Source organism: Lysobacter hankyongensis, assembly GCF_039543145.1.
In the GTDB taxonomy this organism is placed as follows: Bacteria; Pseudomonadota; Gammaproteobacteria; order Xanthomonadales; family Xanthomonadaceae; genus Lysobacter_I; species Lysobacter_I hankyongensis.
In genome coordinates this window covers 259,789-280,947 of record NZ_BAABJE010000001.1, presented here as the reverse complement: position 1 = coordinate 280,947, position 21,159 = coordinate 259,789, and the positions used below count along the sequence as shown (strand labels likewise).

At 69.1% G+C, this 21,159-nt stretch carries 15 protein-coding genes and 1 riboswitch; of the genes, 11 read left to right on the top strand and 4 right to left on the bottom strand.

Annotated features, from left to right (window positions below; translation table 11 throughout):
* Window positions 1-48: 48 nt before the first annotated feature.
* The 9 genes from ABD974_RS01285 to ABD974_RS01245 all read left to right on the top strand — a co-directional run bounded on the left by ABD974_RS01285 (window position 49) and on the right by ABD974_RS01245 (window position 9,436).
* Window positions 49-1,437, top strand: coding sequence for an aminodeoxychorismate synthase component I (locus tag ABD974_RS01285; RefSeq protein ID WP_345301458.1), 1,389 nt, complete (start codon window positions 49-51; stop codon window positions 1,435-1,437).
* Window positions 1,434-2,279, top strand: a complete 846-nt coding sequence (gene pabC / locus ABD974_RS01280; RefSeq protein ID WP_345301457.1) for an aminodeoxychorismate lyase — start codon at window positions 1,434-1,436, stop codon at window positions 2,277-2,279. The genes ABD974_RS01285 and pabC overlap by 4 nt, the downstream gene beginning before the upstream one ends.
* Window positions 2,276-3,352, top strand: coding sequence for an endolytic transglycosylase MltG (gene mltG / locus ABD974_RS01275; protein ID WP_425562607.1), 1,077 nt, complete (start codon window positions 2,276-2,278; stop codon window positions 3,350-3,352). The genes pabC and mltG overlap by 4 nt, the downstream gene beginning before the upstream one ends.
* Window positions 3,349-4,047 (top strand): dTMP kinase, encoded by a 699-nt coding sequence (gene tmk / locus ABD974_RS01270; protein WP_345301456.1) that lies wholly within the window; start codon window positions 3,349-3,351, stop codon window positions 4,045-4,047. Before mltG ends, tmk begins: the two co-directional genes overlap by 4 nt.
* A gap of 20 nt (window positions 4,048-4,067) precedes the next feature.
* The gene (locus ABD974_RS01265) at window positions 4,068-5,096 is read left to right on the top strand and encodes a DNA polymerase III subunit delta' (protein ID WP_345301934.1); all 1,029 of its coding nucleotides are present in this window, start codon (window positions 4,068-4,070) and stop codon (window positions 5,094-5,096) included.
* Complete coding sequence (locus tag ABD974_RS01260; RefSeq protein ID WP_345301455.1) at window positions 5,093-5,455, top strand: PilZ domain-containing protein; 363 nt, start codon at window positions 5,093-5,095, stop codon at window positions 5,453-5,455. Before ABD974_RS01265 ends, ABD974_RS01260 begins: the two co-directional genes overlap by 4 nt.
* Before the next feature lie 67 nt (window positions 5,456-5,522).
* On the top strand, window positions 5,523-6,101 hold the full coding sequence (locus ABD974_RS01255; RefSeq protein ID WP_345301454.1) for a hypothetical protein: 579 nt from the start codon (window positions 5,523-5,525) through the stop codon (window positions 6,099-6,101).
* Between the two features lie 118 nt (window positions 6,102-6,219).
* The gene (locus ABD974_RS01250) at window positions 6,220-8,673 is read left to right on the top strand and encodes an alpha/beta fold hydrolase (RefSeq protein WP_345301453.1); all 2,454 of its coding nucleotides are present in this window, start codon (window positions 6,220-6,222) and stop codon (window positions 8,671-8,673) included.
* Window positions 8,674-8,812: 139 nt separating this feature from the next.
* Complete coding sequence (locus ABD974_RS01245) at window positions 8,813-9,436, top strand: DUF938 domain-containing protein (RefSeq protein WP_345301452.1); 624 nt, start codon at window positions 8,813-8,815, stop codon at window positions 9,434-9,436.
* A gap of 106 nt (window positions 9,437-9,542) precedes the next feature.
* Here the strand turns inward: ABD974_RS01245 and ABD974_RS01240 are convergent, their stop codons facing one another.
* Window positions 9,543-12,455, bottom strand: coding sequence for a TonB-dependent receptor domain-containing protein (locus ABD974_RS01240; protein ID WP_345301451.1), 2,913 nt, complete (start codon window positions 12,453-12,455; stop codon window positions 9,543-9,545).
* A 376-nt stretch (window positions 12,456-12,831) separates the two neighbouring features.
* Window positions 12,832-15,708 carry an aminomethyl-transferring glycine dehydrogenase gene (gene gcvP, locus ABD974_RS01235; protein WP_345301450.1) on the bottom strand — a complete coding sequence of 959 codons (2,877 nt, stop codon included), beginning with the start codon at window positions 15,706-15,708 and terminating at the stop codon, window positions 12,832-12,834.
* Window positions 15,709-15,817: 109 nt separating this feature from the next.
* Window positions 15,818-15,936, bottom strand: a riboswitch (glycine riboswitch).
* A 324-nt stretch (window positions 15,937-16,260) separates the two neighbouring features.
* On the opposite strand from gcvP, the gene ABD974_RS01230 reads away from it, so the two are divergent.
* Together ABD974_RS01230 and ABD974_RS01225 are read left to right on the top strand one after the other, a co-directional pair.
* Window positions 16,261-16,932, top strand: a complete 672-nt coding sequence (locus ABD974_RS01230; RefSeq protein WP_345301449.1) for a hypothetical protein — start codon at window positions 16,261-16,263, stop codon at window positions 16,930-16,932.
* Entirely contained in the window at window positions 16,929-18,164 is a 1,236-nt protein-coding gene (locus ABD974_RS01225) for a multidrug effflux MFS transporter (RefSeq protein ID WP_345301448.1), read from the top strand. Before ABD974_RS01230 ends, ABD974_RS01225 begins: the two co-directional genes overlap by 4 nt.
* 91 nt (window positions 18,165-18,255) lie before the next feature.
* Here ABD974_RS01225 and ABD974_RS01220 read toward each other — a convergent pair whose 3' ends face one another.
* Both ABD974_RS01220 and ABD974_RS01215 read right to left on the bottom strand, forming a co-directional pair.
* On the bottom strand, window positions 18,256-19,533 hold the full coding sequence (locus ABD974_RS01220) for an amino acid permease (protein WP_345301447.1): 1,278 nt from the start codon (window positions 19,531-19,533) through the stop codon (window positions 18,256-18,258).
* A gap of 49 nt (window positions 19,534-19,582) precedes the next feature.
* Window positions 19,583-21,124 (bottom strand): trypsin-like serine peptidase, encoded by a 1,542-nt coding sequence (locus ABD974_RS01215; protein WP_345301446.1) that lies wholly within the window; start codon window positions 21,122-21,124, stop codon window positions 19,583-19,585.
* Between the last annotated feature and the right edge of the window lie 35 nt (window positions 21,125-21,159).

The following is a 21,159-nucleotide window of genomic DNA, read 5'->3' as shown; positions in this document are numbered from 1 at the left end:
CGATGGCGTGCGCGCTGACCGATACGCCCTGATCGCGAATCCGTCCGCATGATCGTCACCCGTGCGCTTCCGGCGGACAGCGATCCGCTGCGCCTGCACCGCGTGTCGCCGGCGCGCTATCCGTTGTTGCTCCAGTCCACGTCGTCGTCGCTGCATGCGGGCCATGCGCTGGGGCGTTGGGATCTGCTGCTCGTCGCCGACGGCGAGTCCCTGCGTCTCGATCGCGACGGCGTCGTCCGCGATGCGTGCGGCCTGGAGGTCGAAGGCGATTTTCTCGATCTGCTCGACGAACGCTGGCAGGCGCTGCGCCTGCCGCGCGAAGAACCGCGCTGGCCGTTCCGCGGCGGCTGGGCGCTGTTCCTGGCCTACGAACTCGCGGCGCAGGTGGAACCGGTGCTGCGTCTGCCGCAGGCCGAAGGCGGGTTGCCGGTGGCGCTGGCGCTGCGCTGCCCGGCGGCGGTATTGCGCGATCACGCCACCGGCGAATGCTTCGCGGTGGCCGAGGCCGGCGCCGAGCGCTTGCTCGATGCGATCGTGGCCGACCTCGATGCCGCGTGCGCATTGCCAGCGACGCGATGGCGTGCGCCAGGCACCCTGTCCGACGATGCGCCGGAGGCCTTCGTCGACGGCGTGCGCCGCATTCTCGATTACCTCGCCGCGGGCGATGTGTTCCAGGTGAATCTCTCCCGTGCGTGGCGCGCGCGCTGCGCGGTTTACGACCCTCCGGCGCTGTACGCCCGTCTGCGCGAAGTCAGTCCGGCGCCGTTCGCGGGGCTGTTCGCGGGCGACAGCGACGGCCGGCCCTGGGCGGTGGCGAGCTCGTCGCCGGAGCGGCTGGTGTCGGTGTGCGGCGATGTGGTCGAGACCCGGCCGATCGCGGGCACCCGGCCGCGCTTCGAGGGCGACGACGATGCGGCGCGCATCCGCGAACTGGTGGGACATCCGAAGGAACGCGCCGAACACGTGATGCTGATCGATCTGGAGCGCAACGACCTCGGCCGCGTCTGCGCGCCGGGCAGCGTCGAGGTCGACGAGCTGATGTCGGTGGAAAGCTATTCGCACGTGCATCACATCGTCAGCAACGTGCGCGGCCGGCTGCGCGAGGATGCGACGCCCGGTGCGACGATCCGCGCGGTGTTTCCGGGCGGCACCATCACCGGCTGCCCGAAGGTACGCTGCATGCAGATCATCGCGGAGCTGGAAGCGACCGGTCGCGGCGCCTACACCGGTGCGTTCGGCTGGCTCAACCGCGACGGCGATCTCGACCTGAACATCCTGATCCGCAGCGCGGAGATCGAAGCCGATGCGGCCGGCGGCGCGACGCTGCGCTTCCGCACCGGCGCCGGCATCGTCGCCGACTCCGATCCGCAGCGCGAGCTCGACGAAACCCGCGCCAAGGCCCGCGGCCTGCTCAAGGCGCTGGGAGCCGTGCCGTGAGCGCGCGGCTGTTCGTCGGCGACGCGCGCGTCGAGGACGCCGCGACCGACGCGGCGCTGGTCGAAGGCCGCGGCTTCGCCTACGGCGACGGCGTGTTCGAAACCATGCGCGCCATCGGCGGCTCGATTCCGTGGTGGCCCGGTCATCGCGCACGACTGGCGCTCGGCGCCGCGCGTCTGCGCATTCCGCTGCCCGCGTCCGAACGCATGGAGACCGAACTGCACGATTGGCTGTCGCTGCACCGCGACGGCGTGATCAAACTCATCGTCGCCCGCGGCGGCGGCGGGCGCGGTTACAGGCCCGCGTTCGACGCGCCGCCGGTGTGGGCGCTGCTTGCGTCCGCGGCGCCGTTGCCGCGGCGTCCGGGCGGGCTGGTGCTGCGCTGGTGCGAGACGCGCCTTGCGCACCAGCCGCTGCTTGCCGGGATCAAGCACGGCAACCGGCTCGAACAGATCTTGGCGCGCGCGGAATGGAGCGATCCGGGCATCGACGAGGGGCTGATGCGCGACACCGACGACCATGTCGTCGCCGCCACCGCGGCCAATCTTTTCGTGCGCACCGAGGGCCGCTGGTGGACGCCGCCGGTGGATCGCTGCGGCATCGCCGGGGTCTGCCGCAGCTGGACGCTGCGCGCCTTCGCCGCGGGCGAGCGCAGGCTGACGGTGGCAGCGGTCGAATCCGCCGAAGCCCTGGTCCTGTGCAACGCCGTGCGCGGTATCCTGCCCGTGGCCCGGCTCGGCGACCGCACCTGGGCGCCGCATCCGGCCGTGGCCGATGCGCGCCGTCGTCTCGCCGCCGCGCACCCGGCTTTCGCCATCGATCCGAACGAGGACCTTCCGTGAGTTCTGCCCGCAAGAAATCGTCGCGTCTCGGCACGCTCGCGTTGCTGTTCCTCATTCTGCTCGTGGTCGTCGCGGGCGCGTTGGGCGTGGTCGCCTACCGGCACTATGCCGGTTTCGCCGATGCGCCCATCGATGGCATCGAAGCCGGCGACACCCTGGTGGTGGAGCCCGGCGATTCGTTGCCGAAGGTGTTGCGCAGGCTCGATGCCATGGGCATCGCCAGCCGCGGTTTCGAATGGCGCGCGCTGGCGAAGCAGATGGGTGCGGCCGGCAGGATCCAGGTCGGCGAATACGCGCTGGAACCCGGCATGACCCCGCGCGATCTGCTCGTTGCGATGCGCGACGGCAAGGTGGTGAGCTATCGCTTCACGATCGTCGAAGGCTGGAACATCCGCGACCTGCGCGCGGCGCTGGCGAAGGCCTCGCCGCTGAAGCAGGAAGGCGCGCAGCTCGATGACGCGGCGCTGATGCGCGCCCTTGGCCTCGGTGCGCAGCATCCGGAAGGCCGCTTCCTGCCCGAGACCTATCTCTACACCCGCAACGACAGCGATCTCGATGTGCTCAAGCGTGCCGCCGCCGCGATGGAAAAGGCGCTGGCCGAGGCCTGGAGCGGCCGCGATCAGGGGTTGCCGCTGGACACGCCCTACCAGCTGCTGACGCTGGCCTCGATCGTGGAGAAGGAAACCGGCATCGCCGAGGAACGCCCGCAGATCGCCGGCGTGTTCGTGCGCCGTTTGAAGGTGCCGATGCGGCTGGAAACCGATCCGACCGTGATCTACGGCATGGGCAGCGCGTACAGCGGCAACATCCGCCGTCGCGATCTCGATACCGATACGCCGTACAACACCTACACCCGCGACGGTCTGCCGCCGACGCCGATCGCCATGCCCGGCCGCGATGCGCTGCAGGCCACCGCGCATCCGGCCCCCGGCGACGCGCTGTTCTTCGTCGCCGTCGGCGACGGCAGCGGTCGTCACGTGTTCACCCGGACGTACGCCGAGCACCAGAGCGCGGTCGCCGAGTATCTCAAGCGTTACCGTGCGCAGCGCACGCCGCAGGCGACGACGCAATGACCGGATTGCCGAGACATCCGCGCTTCGTGTCGCTGGAGGGCGGCGAGGGCGCCGGCAAGACCACCGTGCTCAATGCGCTGCGCGAGGCGCTGCTGCAGGACGGGCGCGAAGTGGTGTCGACGCGCGAACCCGGCGGCACGCCGCTGGCCGAACAGATCCGCGAACTGCTGCTCAACGTGCCCGTCGGCGGCCCCGGCCAGGAGCGCCCCGCGCACGAGAAGCCTGCGGCCGAAACCGAGCTGCTGCTGATGTTCGCCGCGCGCGCGCAGCACGTGCGCGAGACCATCCTGCCGGCGCTGGAGCGCGGGGCCTGGGTGATCAGCGACCGCTTCACCGATTCCAGCTATGCGTATCAGGGCGGCGGGCGCGGGCTCGACATCGCATTCATCGCCGAACTCGAACGTCGCGTGGTCGGCCTGCAGCCCGGGCTGACCCTGCTGCTCGATCTCGGCGTCGCCCAGGGCCGCGAGCGCACCCGCGGCCGCGATCTGGCGTTCGGCAACGGCCCCGATCGCATCGAGCGCGAGCGCGACGATTTCTTCGAGAACGTGCGTCGCGCCTTCCTCGCCCGCGCGCGCGCCGAACCCGAGCGCGTGCGCGTGGTCGACGCCTCGCAGCCGGCGCGGGAGGTCGCCGCCGATGCGGTCGCCATCCTGCGCATGTTCATCGCCCGCGCCGCGGCGGAGACGGCGTGAGCGCACTCGACCTGCCCGCGATGTCGCCCTGGCAGCAGCGCATGTACGCGCAGGCCACCGCCGCGCTCGACAGCGGGCGTCTCGGCCACGGCCTCCTGCTCTGCGGCCCGTCGCAATTGGGCAAGCGCGCGCTGGCGGAGCGGCTGGCCCGGCGCATGCTCTGCACCGATCGCGATGCCGCCGGCGAAGCCTGCGGCCGCTGCCGCAGTTGCCAGCTGTTCGCCAACCGCCACCAGCGCGATCCGCTGGAAGTGCGGCCGGACGGCAGACCCTCGCATCCGTTCGGCCATGCCAGCCATCCGGATCTGCTGTTCGTCGGCTACGAGGTCAACGACAAGACCGGCAAGCCGCGCGCGGAGATCGTGATCGAACAGATCCGGCGGTTGTCGGAGAAACTCGCGCTCACGCCGCAGTACGGCGGCGCGCAGATCGCGGTGCTCGATCCCGCCGACGCCATCAACCACGCCGCCTGCAACGCGCTGCTGAAGACCCTGGAAGAGCCGCAGGCCGGCCGCTATCTGTGGCTGATCAGCGCCAACCCCGCGCGGCTGCCGGCCACCATCCGCAGCCGCTGCCAGCGGCTCGAATTCCGCCTGCCGCCTGCCGACGAGTCGCGGGCCTGGCTGCGCGCGCAGGGCCATGCCGATGCGGCCGCGCACGAGGCCCTGGAGGCCGCCCGCGGCCATCCCGGCTTGGCCGATGCCTGGCTGCGCGACGGTGGCCTCGCGCTGCGCCGCGAGATCGCCGCCGACCTGCAGGCGCTGCGTCGCGGCGAGCGCTCGGCGCTGGAGACCGCGAAGCGCTGGGCCGATGCCGCCGATCTCGACCAGCGTCTCCGTCATGCCGCCGATCTGGCCCTGGCCGAGGCCGGCCGCTTGACCGATCCGCTCGGAATCCGCACCCTCGGCACTTGGTTCGATGCGGCCAACCGCACCCGCGACCTGTTGCGGACCACGGTCCGCGCGGACCTCGCGCTGGTCGAACTGTTGTCGCAATGGAGCGGACCCGTGAACAAGGCTGGGAACATGGCTTCAGGAGCCAGACGATGAACGTGAAAGCGGCCGGCGGCGCCCGGCAAGGCATCCTCTCCCTCGCGGTGAAGGACAAGCACGCCTTGTTCCAGGCCTACATGCCGTATCTCAAGCAGGGCGGGGTGTTCGTGCCCACCGCCAAGCGCTATTTCATCGGCGACGAAGTGTTCCTGCTGATGACCCTGCCCGAATCGCCCGAGCGCCTGCCGGTGGCCGGCAAGGTCGCCTGGGTCACGCCCGCGGGCGCGCAGGGCAACCGCGTCGCCGGCATCGGCGTGCAGTTCGCCGATACGCCCGAAGGCGAAGCGGTGAAGAACAAGATCGAAGCGATCCTCGCCGGCATCCTGACCTCGGACAAGGCGACGCATACGATGTAAGACCGCGCGCCGCCCCGGGGAGGGCGCGGCGCGACGGATGGATCCCACGAAGCCAGGGGGGATGGCCATGAGCAAGCTCACGACGCTGTATTGGCATCTCGCGGTCAGCGGGATCGTCGCGTTCGGCGGTTGCGTCGCGGCGATCATCGCGGCGCGCACCGGCCTCTACAGCGACATCCTGCTGCTGGTGTTCTGCGCCGGTTCGGTGGGCGCGGTCATCAACAACTACTACCGCCTCGCCAAACTCTCCGAAGTGGACAAGGTGGCGCTGGAAGCGCTCGATGGCGCGGTGTTCACCATGCAGATCTACGTCTCGGTGCTGATCTCGGGCGTGCTCGCGCTGGTCATGTACGGTCTGTTCCTCAGCGGTCTGCTGCAGGGCGACCTGTTCCCGAAATTCAAGAACACCGCGCAGGACTTCGAGAGCATCTTCCAGCTGCTGCGAAGCGTCATTCCCAATCAGAACATCGATAGCGCCAAGGCCATCGTCTGGGCGTTCATCGCCGGATTCTCGGAGCGTCTGGTGCCCAACGTGCTCGATCGCCTGATCAACCAGGCCGAGGCGCTGCGCGATCCGAACGTCGTGCAGATCGCGCAGGTTGCTCAGGTCGCCACGCCGGCGCCGCCGCCCGACAAGGTCGATTGACCGCGCGGGCGCACCGCGCCCATGACTTCTGTCCGCGCCCGCGCATGACTTCCGCCCCATGGGATCGGTCGTCGCGCGGCGTAGCGTGATCGCATCGATCACGTGGATGGAGACGGGCATGGCGAGGCTGCAGCGGCGCGGTTGGGTGATGGTCGGCATCGTCGCCGCAACGATCTCCGCGGCCGCGATGTCGCCGCTGCATGCGGCCGAGCCGTTGCCGCGCCGTGCGGCGCTGGGCGTGCAGCTCGCGAACGTGCCGGAAAACGATGGTGTGCTGGTGCAGGCGGTGTTGCCCGGGACCACCGCGCAGGCGCTGGGCGTGCAGGTGGGCGACCGTTTGCTGGCGTTGAACGACGCGCCGGTGAAGACCGTGACCGAAGTGTTGGCCTGGCTGGCGAACAGCCGCAGCGGCGCGACCGTGGCGCTCAAGCTGCGCCGCGATGGACAGGAGATCGTGCTGCGCGGCACCGCCGGCGAGCGCATGCGCGACCCGGGCAACGCGGCCTATCGCGTCGAATACGGCGAGGTCGCGATCGACGGCGCGCGGCTGCGCACCCTCACGTCGGTGCCGACCACGCCCGCGCCGGGCGGTCGTCATCCGGTGCTGTTCTACGTGCAGGGTGTCGCATTGGGCACGGTGGACACGGTTCTCGCCGACGGCAATCCCTATTCGCGTTTCCTGCAGCCCTTCGCGCAGGCCGGTTACATCACCTATCGCGTGGAAAAGCCGGGCGTGGGCGACAGCGAAGGCGGGCCGGGCACGGCGGTGGATTTCGAACGCGAGCTCGACGGCTATCGCGCCGGCCTGAAGGCGCTGCTCGCGCGCGACGATGTCGACCCGCGGCGTGTGTTCGTGTTCGGGCACAGCATGGGCGGCGTGTGGGGCCCGATCCTGGCCGACGAATTCCGGCTGCGCGGTCTTGCGGTGTACGGCACCGCGTATCGCGGCTGGTACGACTACGAACTGGAGAACGCGCGCCGGCAATACGCGCTGGCCGGCATGCAGGGCGCGATGCTGGACGCCGCGATGGCGCAGAAGACGCGGATCTCGCAGTTGTTCCTGCAGCAGCGGCGCACGCCGGAGCGGATCGCTGCGGAACACCCCGAGCTGCGGCCGGCGATGGCGGAGATGTTCCAGGGCGGCGTGTACTTGGGCCGCGCGCTGCCGTTCTGGCATCAGTTGAACGCCATCGACATGCCGGCGATGTGGGGCAGGGCGGACACCGCGGTGCTCGCGATGCACGGCGCGGGCGACTACGTCTCCAGCGCCGAGGATCATCGTGCGATCGCCGAACGGGTGAACGCGCTGCGTCCCGGGACCGCAAAGCATGTCGAAGTGCCGAACGCCGATCACGGCATGATGGGTTTCGCCAGCGAGCGCGCCGCGTACGCCGGCTTCGGCCAGCCGGGCGCGATCTACAGCGAAACGGTGGCGGTGGCGCTGGACGATTGGCTGGCGCCGCTGTCGGGCCTGCGCGCGTTCCCACCGCAGAACGCCAGCCTGCGCCTGCTGCCCGACGGCGCGGGGCAGGGACGCACGATGGACGTGGGCCAGGGCGATGCCGACGGCGACGGCGATCTGGATCTGTTCCTCGCCAAGGAATTCGCGCCGAACGTGCTGCTGCGCAACGACGACGGTCGTTATCGGCTGGTCGAAGGCGCGCTGCCGGCGGCAGCGGAAGATTCGGAGGATGCGGTGCTCGCCGATTTCGATGGTGACGGCGACCTCGATGCGGTGTTTCCCAGCGAAGACACCGCGAACAACGAATACCTGCTCAACGACGGCAAGGGCGCGTTCGCCGCCAGTCCGCATCCGCTGCCGACTGCCACGCAGTCGAACGCGGGCGTGGCCGGGGACATCGACGGCGACGGCGATGTCGATCTGATCCTCTCGCGCAACGCCGCGCGCGAACTGGTGCTGCGCAACGATGGCCGCGGTCGCTTCGAGGACGTCAGCGCGACGTGGATGCCCGACGTGATCGACGTGACCCAGGATCTGGCCCTGGTCGATATCGACGGCGATCGCGATCTGGATCTCATCGCCGGCAACGAACCCGCGAACGGCGGCCGCAATCGCGTCTACGTCAACCGCGGGCGCGCGTTCGTCGACGAGACCGATGCGCGCCTGCCGGCGCCGTCCGCGCCCGAGGAAACCCGCAAGATCGCGATGGGCGACATCGACGGCGACGGTGATGCCGACCTGCTGTTCGCGAACGTGGATTTCCGGATGCCCGCGGCCGCGCGCAGCCGCCTGCTGATCAACGACGGCGGCCGATTCCGCGACGAGACCGCCGCGCGCCTGCCCGAGCGCGCGCAATCGACGCTCGATGCGCTGTTCGAGGACCTCGACGGCGATCGCGATGTCGATCTTCTGCTCGGTACGATCGGCGCCGGTTCGCAACGGCTGCAGAACGATGGTCGCGGCCGGTTTTCTGCGGTCGACGACGCATTCGGCGAAGCGGACCCGCAGCGCGTCGGCATCGCCATCGCCCTGCTGCGCACGCCACAGGGGCTGCGCCTGTACGAATCCGGTTTCGACCGCGGCGATCGTGTGCTGGAGGCCGGCGGCTGAGTCATCGCATTCCCGGTGCCGGTGGCGCGCGTCGCGGCGGCGAAATGCCGCTCCGACCGCGCCACCGGCCCCAGGGGTCATTCGCAAGAGTCGTTGCCGAAGCGCATTGCAACATGTGCCGATTGGAGCAGAAGCCGACATGAAGCCGTATTCGCCGAGCTGCGAGCGCAACCGCGATCCGATCCTCGCCGTGCTGCGCGCGCATTTCGCCGATGTCCGGCGCGTGCTGGAGATCGGCAGCGGCACCGGCCAGCACGCGGTGCATTTCGCGGCGGCGATGCCGTGGCTGATCTGGCAGTGCACCGATGCCGACGCCCATCTCGACGGTATCCGCATGTGGCTGGACGAAGCAGGGCTGGCCAACACGCCGGCGCCGTTTTCGCTGCAGGCCGCGACCGCGCCTGCGCCCGGATTCTCGCCGCCGCCGATGGCGCGTTACGACGCGGTGTTCAGCGCGAACACCCTGCACATCATGGGCTGGACGGAAGTGCAGGCGCTGTTCGCGGCCTTGCCGACGGTGCTGGCCGACGAGGCGACGGTCGTCGTCTACGGCCCGTTCAATCGTGGCGGTGCGTACACCAGCGACAGCAACCGCGACTTCGATGGATCATTGAAGGCACGCGATCCCCGTTCCGGCATCCGCGATTTCGAAGCCGTGAACGCGCTGGCCGCCGCTGCCGGCCTGCGCCTGATCGCCGATGTGGCGATGCCCGCGAACAACGCCATGCTGGTGTGGCGAAGGGCTCGATCGAATTCCGGATGAAGCCCGCGACGGCGCCGTGATCGCAAAAAAACAGGCCCCGGTGTCCGGGGCCTGCGATGCGGTGCCGCGATGTCGCTCGATGTGGGCAGGCGGACGCCCGCGACCGTTACCAGAACCGGTATTCGACCAGCAGGGTATAGGCGCGCCCGCGCGGATCGGCGATGCGCGGTTCCCAGGCGGCGCCCGCGGCGAAGTCGTTCATGTGCGCGGTGAACGGCGGATCCTTGTCGAGCAGATTCTTGATGCCGAAGGCCAGCTTCAGATCCTTGATCCCGGTCCAGGTCACGCTGTAGTTGTAGGTGGTGTAGCTGTCCACGCGCGGTTCCCAGCCGGCGGGAATGAAGCTGCCGTTGGCCACGCTCGCCGGCGGTTCGTCGTAATACCCGTCGCGATGGATCTGGCTGAGGCTGTGCGACCAGTCGCCGCGGGTGTAGCCGAGATTGAGCGTGTGCTTCCAGGAGATCGGCAGGTTGAAGTAACGCACGTAGCGATCGACCAGATTGGTCGAATACGGCAGGGATTCCAGCGCCTTCGTGCGGAACTCGTGGATGTAGCTGCCGTTGAGGTTGATGTTCCAGCGGCCACCGGCCAGCTCGCCGCTGAGGTTGGCGTCGAGTTCCACGCCGCGCATCAGGCTGCCGCCGGAGTTGATGTAGCGGCGATCGATCGCGACCACTTCGCCCGAGGCATCGCGGATCCAGTTGTCCTGGAACAGGTCGTAATAGCGGATGAGCACGTCGCGCGGCGCCGAGCGGATCGTGTTCTCGCGCTCGATTTCCCACGCGTCCAGCGCGATGTTGAAGCGATCGTTCGGCGAGTACACCAGACCCAGACTTTTCTGGGTCGACTCTTCCGGCGTGAGGTCGGGCTTGCCGCCGAAGATCTCGACCGGGCGGATGGTTTCGCAGCCGGGCACGTTCGCCCGTGCGACGCCGTCGGGGCAGGTGCGCGGGTCGGCCAGATCCTGGCCGGTGTACTGCACTTCGCTGACGCCGTTGAAGAGCTGGTTGAAGCTCGGCACCTTGAAGCCGGTGCTGTAGGCGCCGCGGAACAGCAGCGAATCGAACGGCCGGTAGCGGAACGAGACCTTCGGGTTGGTGGTGCCGCCGAAGCCGCTGTAGTGGTCGTAGCGGCCGGCGAGGTTGAGGTCGAAGTTGCTGAAGATCGGCAGCTGGAATTCGACGTAGGCGGCGCGGATGTCGCGGCGGACGTTGCCCAGCGCGTTGGCGTCGTCGAACGGCGCGTTGAACACGGCGCGCCGGTTGGTGCGCTGGTCGCCGTCGAAATGGAATTCCTCGCGACGCAGGTCGATGCCGGCGGCCATCGCGATGTCGCCGCCCGGCAGTTTGAAGAAGCCCAGGTCGCCCGAGATCGATGCGTCCACCGAGGTCAGGACCGATTCGCCGCCGTACAGCTTCACGCCGCGGGCCGAGGCCGCCGCGAGTGCGGCCATGGCTTCCGGAGACTGGCTCTGTCCCGGTGCGAGGAACGGGTTGATCAGGCCGCTGCCGAGGATCTGTTTCAGCGCGTCGGTGTAATGGAAGCCGCTGCCGAGGATGGATTCGGATTCGCTGCTGGCGCGGGTCAGGCCGACGTCGTAGCTCCAGTCGTTCAACGGGCCGCCGTCGATCATGCCGCCGATGCCGGCGACGAATCGGTAGGCATCGGTGGTGGTTTCGATCTGGCGCGGACCGCAGGGCAGACAGCGCCAGCGATACGCGATCGGCGCGCCGTAGTTGAGCTGTCCGGCGCCGAAATAGCCGGAGAGCGCGTTGTAGACGGCGTCGTAGGTGGACTGGGTCAGCGGATTCAGCGGATACCAGGTCGTGGGGCCCAGCGCGGTGGCGGCGGTGGAGGTGCTGGACGAGATCTGGTTGGGTTCGAAGGTCTTGGCGACCTCGACCCGCGATGCGGTCAGTTCGACGTAGGCTTCGTGCGCGCTGCCGATGCGGAACGTGGCACGGCCGATGAAGTCCACGCTGTCCTGCGGCTGCTGGATGACGGCGGCCGCAGGATAATCCCAGGCACAGGCATAGCGCGATGCCGGCGAATTCCACAGGCGGTAGCCGTAGGGGCCCATGTTCGGACCGGCCGCTTCGCAGCCTGCCGCGCCCGGCAGGTTGAAGATGTTGACGGCGGTCAGGCGGGTGGCGCCGCCGGCCGGGTCCAGCACGCCGTTGCGCAGCAGGCTGCTGGCGCCGACGCCGGTGCTGCCGAGGCTGAAGACGGTGGCGAACGGCGTGCCGCGGGTATCCGGCGACAGGCCGCGCTCGGGCTGGAAAGTGTTGGAGAAATCGCGATCGCTGCCGCGCAGGATGGTGTTGCGCTTGACGCTGAGCGTGCCGAACGCGTTCCAGCCGTCGCTGTCGAGGTCGCCGTGGCCGAACAGCAGGCTGGTGCGGTAGGCGTCGCCGCCGCCCGCTTCGGTGACATCGACGAATGCCGATGCCTGGGCGCCGCGGAAATCGCGCTTGGTGATGAAGTTGATGACGCCGCCGATGGCGTCGGTGCCGTAGATCGCGGAAGCGCCGTCGCGCAGCACTTCGACGCGCTCGATGGCGGCGAACGGGATCGAGTTCAGATCGACCGCGCGGCCTTTCAGACCATGGGTCGCGACGCGCCGGCCGTTGAGCAGCACCAGGGTGGCGTCCGCGCCCTGGCCGCGCAGATTGGCGCCGGACACGCCGTTGTTGCCGCGCTGTTCCTCGTTGACGATGCCGGCGTTGCTGGCCAGATTGTCCGAGCCGTTGCCGGAGATGTTCAGCGTCATCAGCAGTTGTTCCGCCGACGTGATGCCGAGCTGGTCGATCTTCTCGCGGGTGATGGCGGTGATCGGCAGCGATTCCTCGGCTTCTGAGCGCTTGATGCGCGTCCCGGTGACCGCGATGCGGTCCAGGGTGTCGACCCCGTCCGCGGTCTGGTTGGCGGTGGCGGTGTCCTGTGCGACGGCGGGCAGCGCCATGACGGCGAACAGGGCGGCACAAAGACGGTTGGCGCGGAGCGTCGCGCTTGCGGGCATGCTGGTCTCTCCCCCGAGAGTCTGGATGTGAACGTGCGATCCCTGCCGGCGGATGCCATCCGGTCCGGTGCATCGCCCGGGCCGTGCATGATCGCTGTCACGTAATCTAGCAGGTTGTTGAAACAAGATCGTCATCATCGCTGTCCGGGCCGCAGGCCCGTGCGCGGCACGAATCCGCCCGTGACGAATCAATCGTTTACATGCCGGGCTGGCGGTATCGCCGCGCCGGCGCGATTCTGCTTGCAGGCAGGATGCCGGCCCGCGCGTCGTGGGCCGGGCAGGAGGGGAGATGCGTGCGGGATCGACCTCGGACGCGTCGATCGCAGGCACCGGCGCGGCGCATGGCGCGCCGGCCGGTCCGATCATTCGCGGCGGCTCAGGCGTCCGCCGGTTCCCGGTACGCATCCACCGGGATGCAGGCGCACATGACGTTCTTGTCGCCGTAGACGTTGTCGACGCGCGCCACCGGCGGCCAGTACTTCTGCAGCTTCAGCGACGGCAGCGGGAACGCGGCCAGCTCGCGCGGGTAGGCGTGGGTCCACTCGCTGCCGGCGACGGCGGTCGCGGTGTGCGGCGCATGCTTCAGCGGATTGTCCTCGCGGTCGAGGCGGCCGTCCTCGATCGCGCGGATCTCGTCGCGGATCTGGATCATCGCGTCGATGAAGCGGTCGAGTTCGTGCTGCGATTCGCTTTCGGTCGGTTCCACCATCAGCGTGCCGGCGACCGGGAAGCTCAGCGTCGGCGCATGGAAGCCGAAGTCGATCAGGCGCTTGGCCACGTCTTCGGCGCTGATGCCGGTGCTGTCCTTCAGCGGACGCAGGTCGAGGATGCATTCGTGCGCGACCAGACCGTTGCGGCCGGTGTACAGCGTGTCGTAGTGCGGCGCCAGACGCTTCGCGATGTAGTTGGCGTTGAGCAGCGCGACCTGGGTTGCGCGACGCAGGCCGGCGCTGCCCATCATCGTGATGTACATCCAGCTGATCGGCAGGATCGAGGCCGAGCCGAACGAGGCCGCGGACACCATGCCCACGCCACCTTCGCCGCCGAGGGTTTTCGGCAGGAACGGCGCGAGGTGCGCCTTCACCGCGCAGGGGCCGACGCCCGGGCCGCCGCCGCCGTGCGGGATGCAGAAGGTCTTGTGCAGGTTGAGATGCGAGACGTCCGAGCCCCACTTGCCGGGCTTGGCCACGCCGACCAGCGCGTTCATGTTCGCGCCGTCGGTGTAGACCTGGCCGCCGTGCTGGTGGATGGTCTCGCAGATCGCGACCACGTCTTCCTCGAACACGCCGTGCGTGGAAGGGTAGGTGATCATCAGCGCCGCGAGGCGGTCGCTGTATTTCTCGGCGTTGCGGCGGATGTCGTCGAGATCGACGTTGCCGTTGCCGTCGCACTTGGTGACCACGACGGTCATGCCGCACATCTGCGCCGAGGCCGGATTGGTGCCGTGCGCGGATTCCGGAATCAGGCAGATGTCGCGATGGCCTTCGCCGCGCGAGCGGTGGTAGGCGCGGATCGCGAGCAGGCCGGCGTATTCGCCCTGCGCGCCGGAGTTCGGCTGCAGGCTCACCGCATCGTAGCCGGTGCATTCGGCCAGCATCGCTTCCAGCTGGTCGATCAGCTGCGCGTAACCCGCGGCCTGATCGGCGGGAGCCAGCGGATGCAGGTTGGCGAACTCGGGCCAAGTCACCGGGATCATCTCGGCGGTGGCGTTGAGCTTCATCGTGCAGCTGCCCAGCGGGATCATGGTGCGATCCATCGCCAGATCCTTGTCGGACAGCGCGCGCATGTAGCGCAACAGTTCGTGTTCGCTGTGGTGGGTGTTGAACACCGGATGGGTCAGGAACGCGCTGCTGCGCAGCAGCGCTTCCGGCAGCGCGTCGCGGGTGTCGAGGTCGAGGCCGTCGATATCGCTGGCGTCGGCGCCGAACAGCGCGGCGAGCGCGGCCACGTCGTCGCGCGTGGTGGTTTCGTCGAGACTGATGCCGAGGCTGCGCGCGTCGATCCGGCGCAGGTTGATGCCCTCGGCGCGCGCGCGCGCATGCACGACTTCGGCATCGACGCCGGTGATGTGCAGGGTGTCGAAGAAATCGGTGCCGATGTGCACGCCTTCCTTGCGCAGCGCCGCGGCGAGGATGGTCGCGAGGCGATGCGTGCGGTGGGCGATGCGGGTCAGGCCTTCGGCGCCATGATACACGGCGTACATGCTCGCCATCACCGCGAGCAGCACCTGCGCGGTGCAGATGTTCGAGGTGGCCTTCTCGCGGCGGATGTGCTGCTCGCGGGTCTGCAGGGTGAGCCGGTAGGCCGGCTTGCCTTCGGCATCGACGGACACGCCGATCAGGCGCCCCGGCATGCTGCGCTTGTAGGCGTCGCGGCAGGCCATGAACGCGGCGTGCGGACCGCCGAAACCGAACGGCACGCCGAAACGCTGCGAGTTGCCGACGACGATGTCGGCGCCCCATTCGCCCGGGGCCGCGATCAGCGTCAGCGCGAGCAGATCGGTCGCGACCGCGACCAGACCGTTGCGCGCGTGGACGGCATCGGCGAGCGCGCGGTAGTCGCGGATGCGGCCGAAGGTGTCCGGGTACTGCAGCAGCACGCCGAAGCAGTCGGTGGCGGCCGCGTCGGCATCGTCGCCGAAGACCAGTTCGATACCCATCGGTTCGGCGCGCGTGCGCAGTACTTCGACGGTCTGCGGGTGCACGCCGCGGGACACGAAGAACACGTTCGACTTCGATTTCGCCGAGCGCTTGGCCAGGGTCATGGCTTCCGCCGCGGCGGTGCTCTCGTCCAGCAGCGATGCGTTGGCGATCTCCATGCCGGTCAGATCGGCGCACATGGTCTGGAAGTTGATCAGCGCTTCCATCCGGCCCTGCGAGATCTCGGCTTGGTACGGCGTGTAGGCGGTGTACCACGCCGGATTTTCGAGGATGTTGCGGAGGATGACGTTCGGCGTGTGGGTGCCGTAATAGCCCTGGCCGATGAAACTGCGGAAGACCTGGTTGCGACCGGCGATCGCGCGAATTTCGGCCAGCGCCTCGACTTCGCTGACGGCGTCGGGCAGCGCCAGCGGCGCGGTCGATTTGATGCTCGCGGGCACGATGGCCTCGGTCAGCGCCTCCAGCGAATCGTGTCCGACCGCGCGCAGCATGTGCGCGATCTCGACGTCGTTGGGGCCGATGTGGCGTTCGAGGAACGCGGCGTGGTGTTCGAGATCGCGTAGGGTCGCGCGGGAAACCGGAATCGAGGACATGGGCAGGCGTCGTCTGGCGCGGTCGAAGCCGCGGGGAGGGGGCGTTCGGGCCCGCCGTCCTCACGGCCAGCGGGCGCTCGCGGGCTCGCGGCAATGCCGCTCAAGCCCCGCTCGCCCGTCTGTCCTTTTGCCTGAGAGTTTGAACGACGGGGCAGGAATCCCCCGTGTTTTGCCCCTTCGGCGCCGGCGCTGCCGTCGCCGGCGGCCGATCTCTCCAGAGTGCTGAATACATGGCGGTACCGGGCCTGAGCGATTCCGGGCGAATTGCGCCTTCGGCAGCGGCCCGATCCTTCCGGCCCGCTTCTCCCACCGTGTCGGCGGAGTATACCGGCCGGGGCTCCGCCGCGTCAGCAGGACGGAAGGCCGGGGAGGGCGCGGCCTGCGCCGCGTTACCATGCCCCGATGAGTGCATCGCGCGGCCCGAAAAAACGACCCGGACCCTCCTCCGGGCCCCGGAAGACGCCTCCCGCGGCTTCGGCCGCGCGTGCCGCGCCCGCAACCGGTGCGTCCGCCGACGATCCGTCCGGGCAAGAAGACTACGCCAATCGTTTCGTGTGGTTCCCGAGCGCGCTCGCGCTGCTGCGACGCGAGCCGGCGCTGTCGATCACGCTGGGCTATCTGCTGCTTTCGTTGATCGGCCTGTGGTCGAGTTATTGCTTCTACCGGGTGTTCCGCATCCCGATCCTCGAATACATGCAGCCGGGCGACTTCCTGGTCGCGGGCGTGCGTCAGCCGATGAATCTGCTCTGGCTGTTGGTGATGATCCTGATCGCGGTGCCGGCCTACTGGCCGACCTATTACCGCCTGCGCCATCCGGAGCGCGCCGAGCGTTTCCGCCGGCACGGGTTCGGCCGCCTGATCTTCAGCCGTTACGTCGATCCCTTCCGTCCCCGCCGCTGGTACGACCTGTCTCCCGAGGCCACGATCCTGTTGGCCCTGCTGTTCGGTGGCGGTTCGTTGATCATGGCGTACTCGGGCGATCGTGCGAAAGCATTGCTGGACGGCGGCGGGCAGGCGGTTCGGGTGACGCTGTCCGATGCCGGTGCGCCCCTGCGGGGCGGCGCCCGATTGCTCGGCACCACCAGCGGTTATGTTTACCTCTACTGGCCCGACAACGGCCGCACCGAAGTCCTGGTGCAGGAGAACGTGAGTCGGATCGAAGTGCTGCCGCGGCGCGGGCCGCAGGGCGGGTCGTCGGCGATGACATCGGCAACGGCGCCATGACCGCAACGCCCACCCGCAGGCGGCTCGCCCTGATCCTCGGCGGCCTGGCGATGATCGGGCCGTTCTCGATCGACACCATGTTCCCCGCGTTTCCGCAGATCGGCGCGCAGTTCGGCGCCGACAAGGTCGCGCTGCAGCAGACGATCAGCGCCTACCTGCTCGCGTATGCGCTGATGAGTCTGGTCCATGGCCCGCTGTCGGACGCCATCGGCCGCCGCCGGGTGATTCTCGGCGGCCTGTGCGTGTTCGCGCTGGCATCGGTCGGCTGCGCGCTGGCGACCAGTCTGCCGATGCTGCTGACGTTTCGCGCGCTGCAGGGCATGTCCGCGGGCGTGGGCCTGATCGTCGGCCGCGCGGTGATCCGCGACGTGTTCCAGGGGCAGTACGCGCAGAAACTGATGAGCCAGGTGTCGATGATCTTCGGCATCGCTCCGGCGCTGGCGCCGATCCTCGGCGGCTGGATCCTCGGCTGGGAGCGCTGGCCCGCGATCTTCTGGTTCCTGGTGCTGTTCGCGCTGGCGCTGCTGGCGATGACCTGGTTCGGATTGCCGGAAACGCATCCGCCCGAGGCGCGCTTCCGTCCGCGGCCGAAGGAACTGCTGCGCAACCACGCCTACATTTTCCTCAACCGCCGCTTCCAGCGCTTCGCGGCCGCGGGCGCGTTCAACTTCGCGGCGCTGTTCCTCTACATCGCGTCGGCGCCGGCGTTCGTGCTCGATCACCTCGGCCTCAAGGAAGATCAGTTCGGCTGGTTCTTCGTGCCGACGATCGCCGGCATGGTGTTCGGTTCGTTCCTGTCCGGGCGCGCCGCGGGCCGGGTCAGCGGCACCCGTCTGGCCGGGATGGGATTCGCGCTCTGCGGTGCCGCCGCGGCGCTGAACATCGGCTACAACCTGTTGGTCCCGTCGCCGTCGATGCCCTGGGCGGTCGTGCCGATGGCGATCAACGCGCTCGGCATCTCGCTGGTGTTTCCGATCCTCACGCTCGCGATCCTCGACATGTATCCGCGCCAGCGCGGCGCGGCGTCGTCGCTGCAGGCCTTCACCAGCCTGATCCTGCAATCGACGGTGGCCGGCGTGTTCTCGCCCATGCTCAGTCATGCGCCACTGCATCTGGCGCTCGGCGCAGCGGCCTTCACCCTGATCGGTTTCCTGTTCTGGTGGTGGGAGATCACGCGCACGCGGCTGCCGCCGGAAGGCGAGCCGGTGGCTGCCGAGCCGCCGGCGCTGTGATGCGTGCGACTGCGCGCCGTGCCATTGATCTCGGTGCCATCGATCGCCGAGCTGTCGATCGGCGTGGTGTCGATCGGCGTGGTGGCGTGGATCAGTTCCGCTTCCAGAGCCAGCGCAGCGGCAGGCCCACGATCACCAGCACCGCGCCCCACGCGAGCGCGTTGGCGCCGGTGCCGATCAGTGCGTAGAGGCTGTAGAGCAGCGCGAGCGCCGCGACGATGCGGCCGCGCCTGCCGAGCTTCAGCCACGCCGCGCTGCTGAGGACATAGGGCAGCAGGGTCGCGGCGGTGGAGAGCAGGATCGAGAACGTGAACACCTTGACCAGCGAATCGGTGTAGTTCGCGATCACCAGAAAACTCGCGAGTGCGGTGCTCGCCAGCACGCCGACGCGCGGCGTGCCGTTGCCGTCCAGTGTCGCGAACGCCGCCGGGAACAGCCCGTCGTGCGCCGCGGCCATCGGCAGTTGTGCCGACAGCAGCACCCAGCCGTTGAGTGCGCCGAAGCACGAGATCGCGGCGACGATGGCGATGCCGGTGGCCGCGGCCGGGCCCCACAGCGTGCCGGCGGCGTCGGCCATCGGCGCGGTCGAGATTTTTGCCGCGTCCGCCGGCAGCAATCCCAGCACCGCGGTGCAGGCGAGGATGGTTGCGACGCCCGCGAGCAGGGTGCCGATCAATGTCGCGCGCGGAATCGTGCGCTCGGCGTCGTGGATCGCGCCCGAGGGAATGGTCGCCGCTTCCAGGCCGAGAAACGCCCACAGGGTCAGCGCGACGGTGGCGTGGATCGCTGCGGCCATCGACATCGGCGCATCGCTCGCGATCGAGTCGCCGGCAGGCCGCAGATGCTGCGGTTCGATCAGCCAGATCGCGATGCCGCCGAACAACAGCAGCGGCACCAGTTTCAGCACGGTGGTGACGATCTGCAGCCGCCCGGCTTCGCGCACGCCGGCGAGGTTGATTGCCGCGCACAGCCACAGCGCGCCCAGCGCGAGCGCCGCACCGCGCAGCGGCGTCGCCACCAGCGGCGGGAACAGACTGCCGAGACTGCCGGCGAAGGCCACCGCGATCGCGGCGTTCGCGCACCAGATCGAGATCCAGTAGCTCCAGGCGATGATGAAACCGGTGGTGTCGCCGAACGCTTCGCGCGCATAGGCGTAGGGTCCGCCGGCATGCGCGCCGCGTGCGGCCAGGCGCGAGAAGGTCAACGCCAACAGCAGTGCGCCGCCGAGGGTGATGGCCCAGCCGTACAGGCTGATCGCACCATAGGGCGCGAGCGACGCGGGCAGCAGGAAGACGCCGCTGCCGATCATGTTGCCCGCGACCAGCGCGATCGCGGACCACAGGCCCAACGGGCGCGGGGCGATGCTCACCCCGCGATGCGCTCGACGCGGGACACGCAGGCGGTGTCCCGCGATGCGCTCACTTCCTGTGCTGCGACGCGTTCGGTGCGATGCCGCGCATGCGCGCGGCCGGCGCCGACGCGGCCGGGCGGCTCGCGGCCGTGCTTCTGGCCCGGATCAGCGGCTTGGAACCGTTCGCCCCCGCCGCCTGCGGTTCGAGCCAGGTCTTGGTGGTCGCGAAATCGACGTCGAAGCGCGAGTAGTAGTCGCGGTTCGACGCGGTCGCCAGCGAGCCGGAGTTCGAGCACGAGGCGCTGCCGCCGTAGAGGCCACCGCGCAGCACGTAGCCGCGCGGGCCCAGCGTGAACAGGCCCGAACCGCTGCTGCCGCCCTCGGTGGTCCCGCTGGTCCAGCCGACCGTCGTCTCGGTGCCGTCGATCGAGATCGCCTGGCCGAGTGAAGCCATCTTCGCGTCGCCCGACGGGTGATGCAGCGCCAGCACGGCGGTGCCGCCAGTCAGGGGCGTGGCATTCCAGCCGGCGAAATACGCGAACGACGGCGCGGCGCTGTTGAGGCGCAGCAGCATGCCGTCGGTGTTGTTGGTCGAATACAGGTAGGTGGCGCCACCGCTGAGCTGGGTCTGCGGCGTCGACGTCAGGCCGCCGCAGGTGGTCGCTTCGTAGTTCCAGAAGGTGTTCAGCGTGTTCGCCACCGTCTGCATCTGGCTCGTCACCGGCGGCACGCTGGTGTTGCTGCTGAAGCAGTGATTCGCGGAATGGAAATAGGGAATCTGGGTCTGCGGCACGGTGTCCGCCAGCAGCGTGCCGCTGCAGATGAAGGTGCTGCTGCCGACCACGAAGCGCATGTGCGCGACCGCGTTCTTGGCGTTGACGAAGGGCTGGCCCAGCGCGTTGACGCGGCAGATGGTGTCGACGTTGCAGCTGCCGGACTCGCCGATCTTCTCGATCAGCTGGAACGAATTGCGGCTGTCGACGATGAGATGCGACAGTACCGGCGCATCCAGACGCACCGCGAACGCCGGCACGCCCTTCGGCCGGAAGATCTCGATGATCTGGGTTTCGCCATCGGTGTTGGGGCTCCAGAACAGGCCCTGCGGGCCGGGCAGGCGCTTCATCTCGGCACCGGTCATCGTCGCCACCACTTCGTCGGGACGCGCCGAGCCGCCGAACCGCAGTTCGGCGCGATCGTGCAGGCCGCTGACATCCAGGCCGACGCGCAGCGCCATCGCGTCCATCGAACGGATCTCGACCTTCGCCACGAAACCGCCGGCGACCGGCTGCCACTGCAGCGCCGGCAGACCCGACTGCGCGCTCTCGTGCGCGGCGTCGCGGCCGATGCCGATCTGCGTGGGCTTCAGCCCGCCGCCGCGGTTCTTGCGCTGCAGGTCGAGCAGGCGGGAGACGGCCATCTCGCCGTACTGCATCCGCGCCACGTTCGCGGCCGGAACGCCCGGGGCGCGCCAGTGCATGGCCGGCGCGGGAGCGGTCTTGCTGTATTCGCCGTCGGCCTGCGCGACGGGAGCGGCCGCCTGGGCCGGAAGTGCGGCTGCGAGGGCGAACGCGAGGGCGGTCAGCGCGATGGGGCGTCGGATGGTCTGCATGGGCTTGGCTTCTGGTCGGTCGGTGAAGGCGGGAT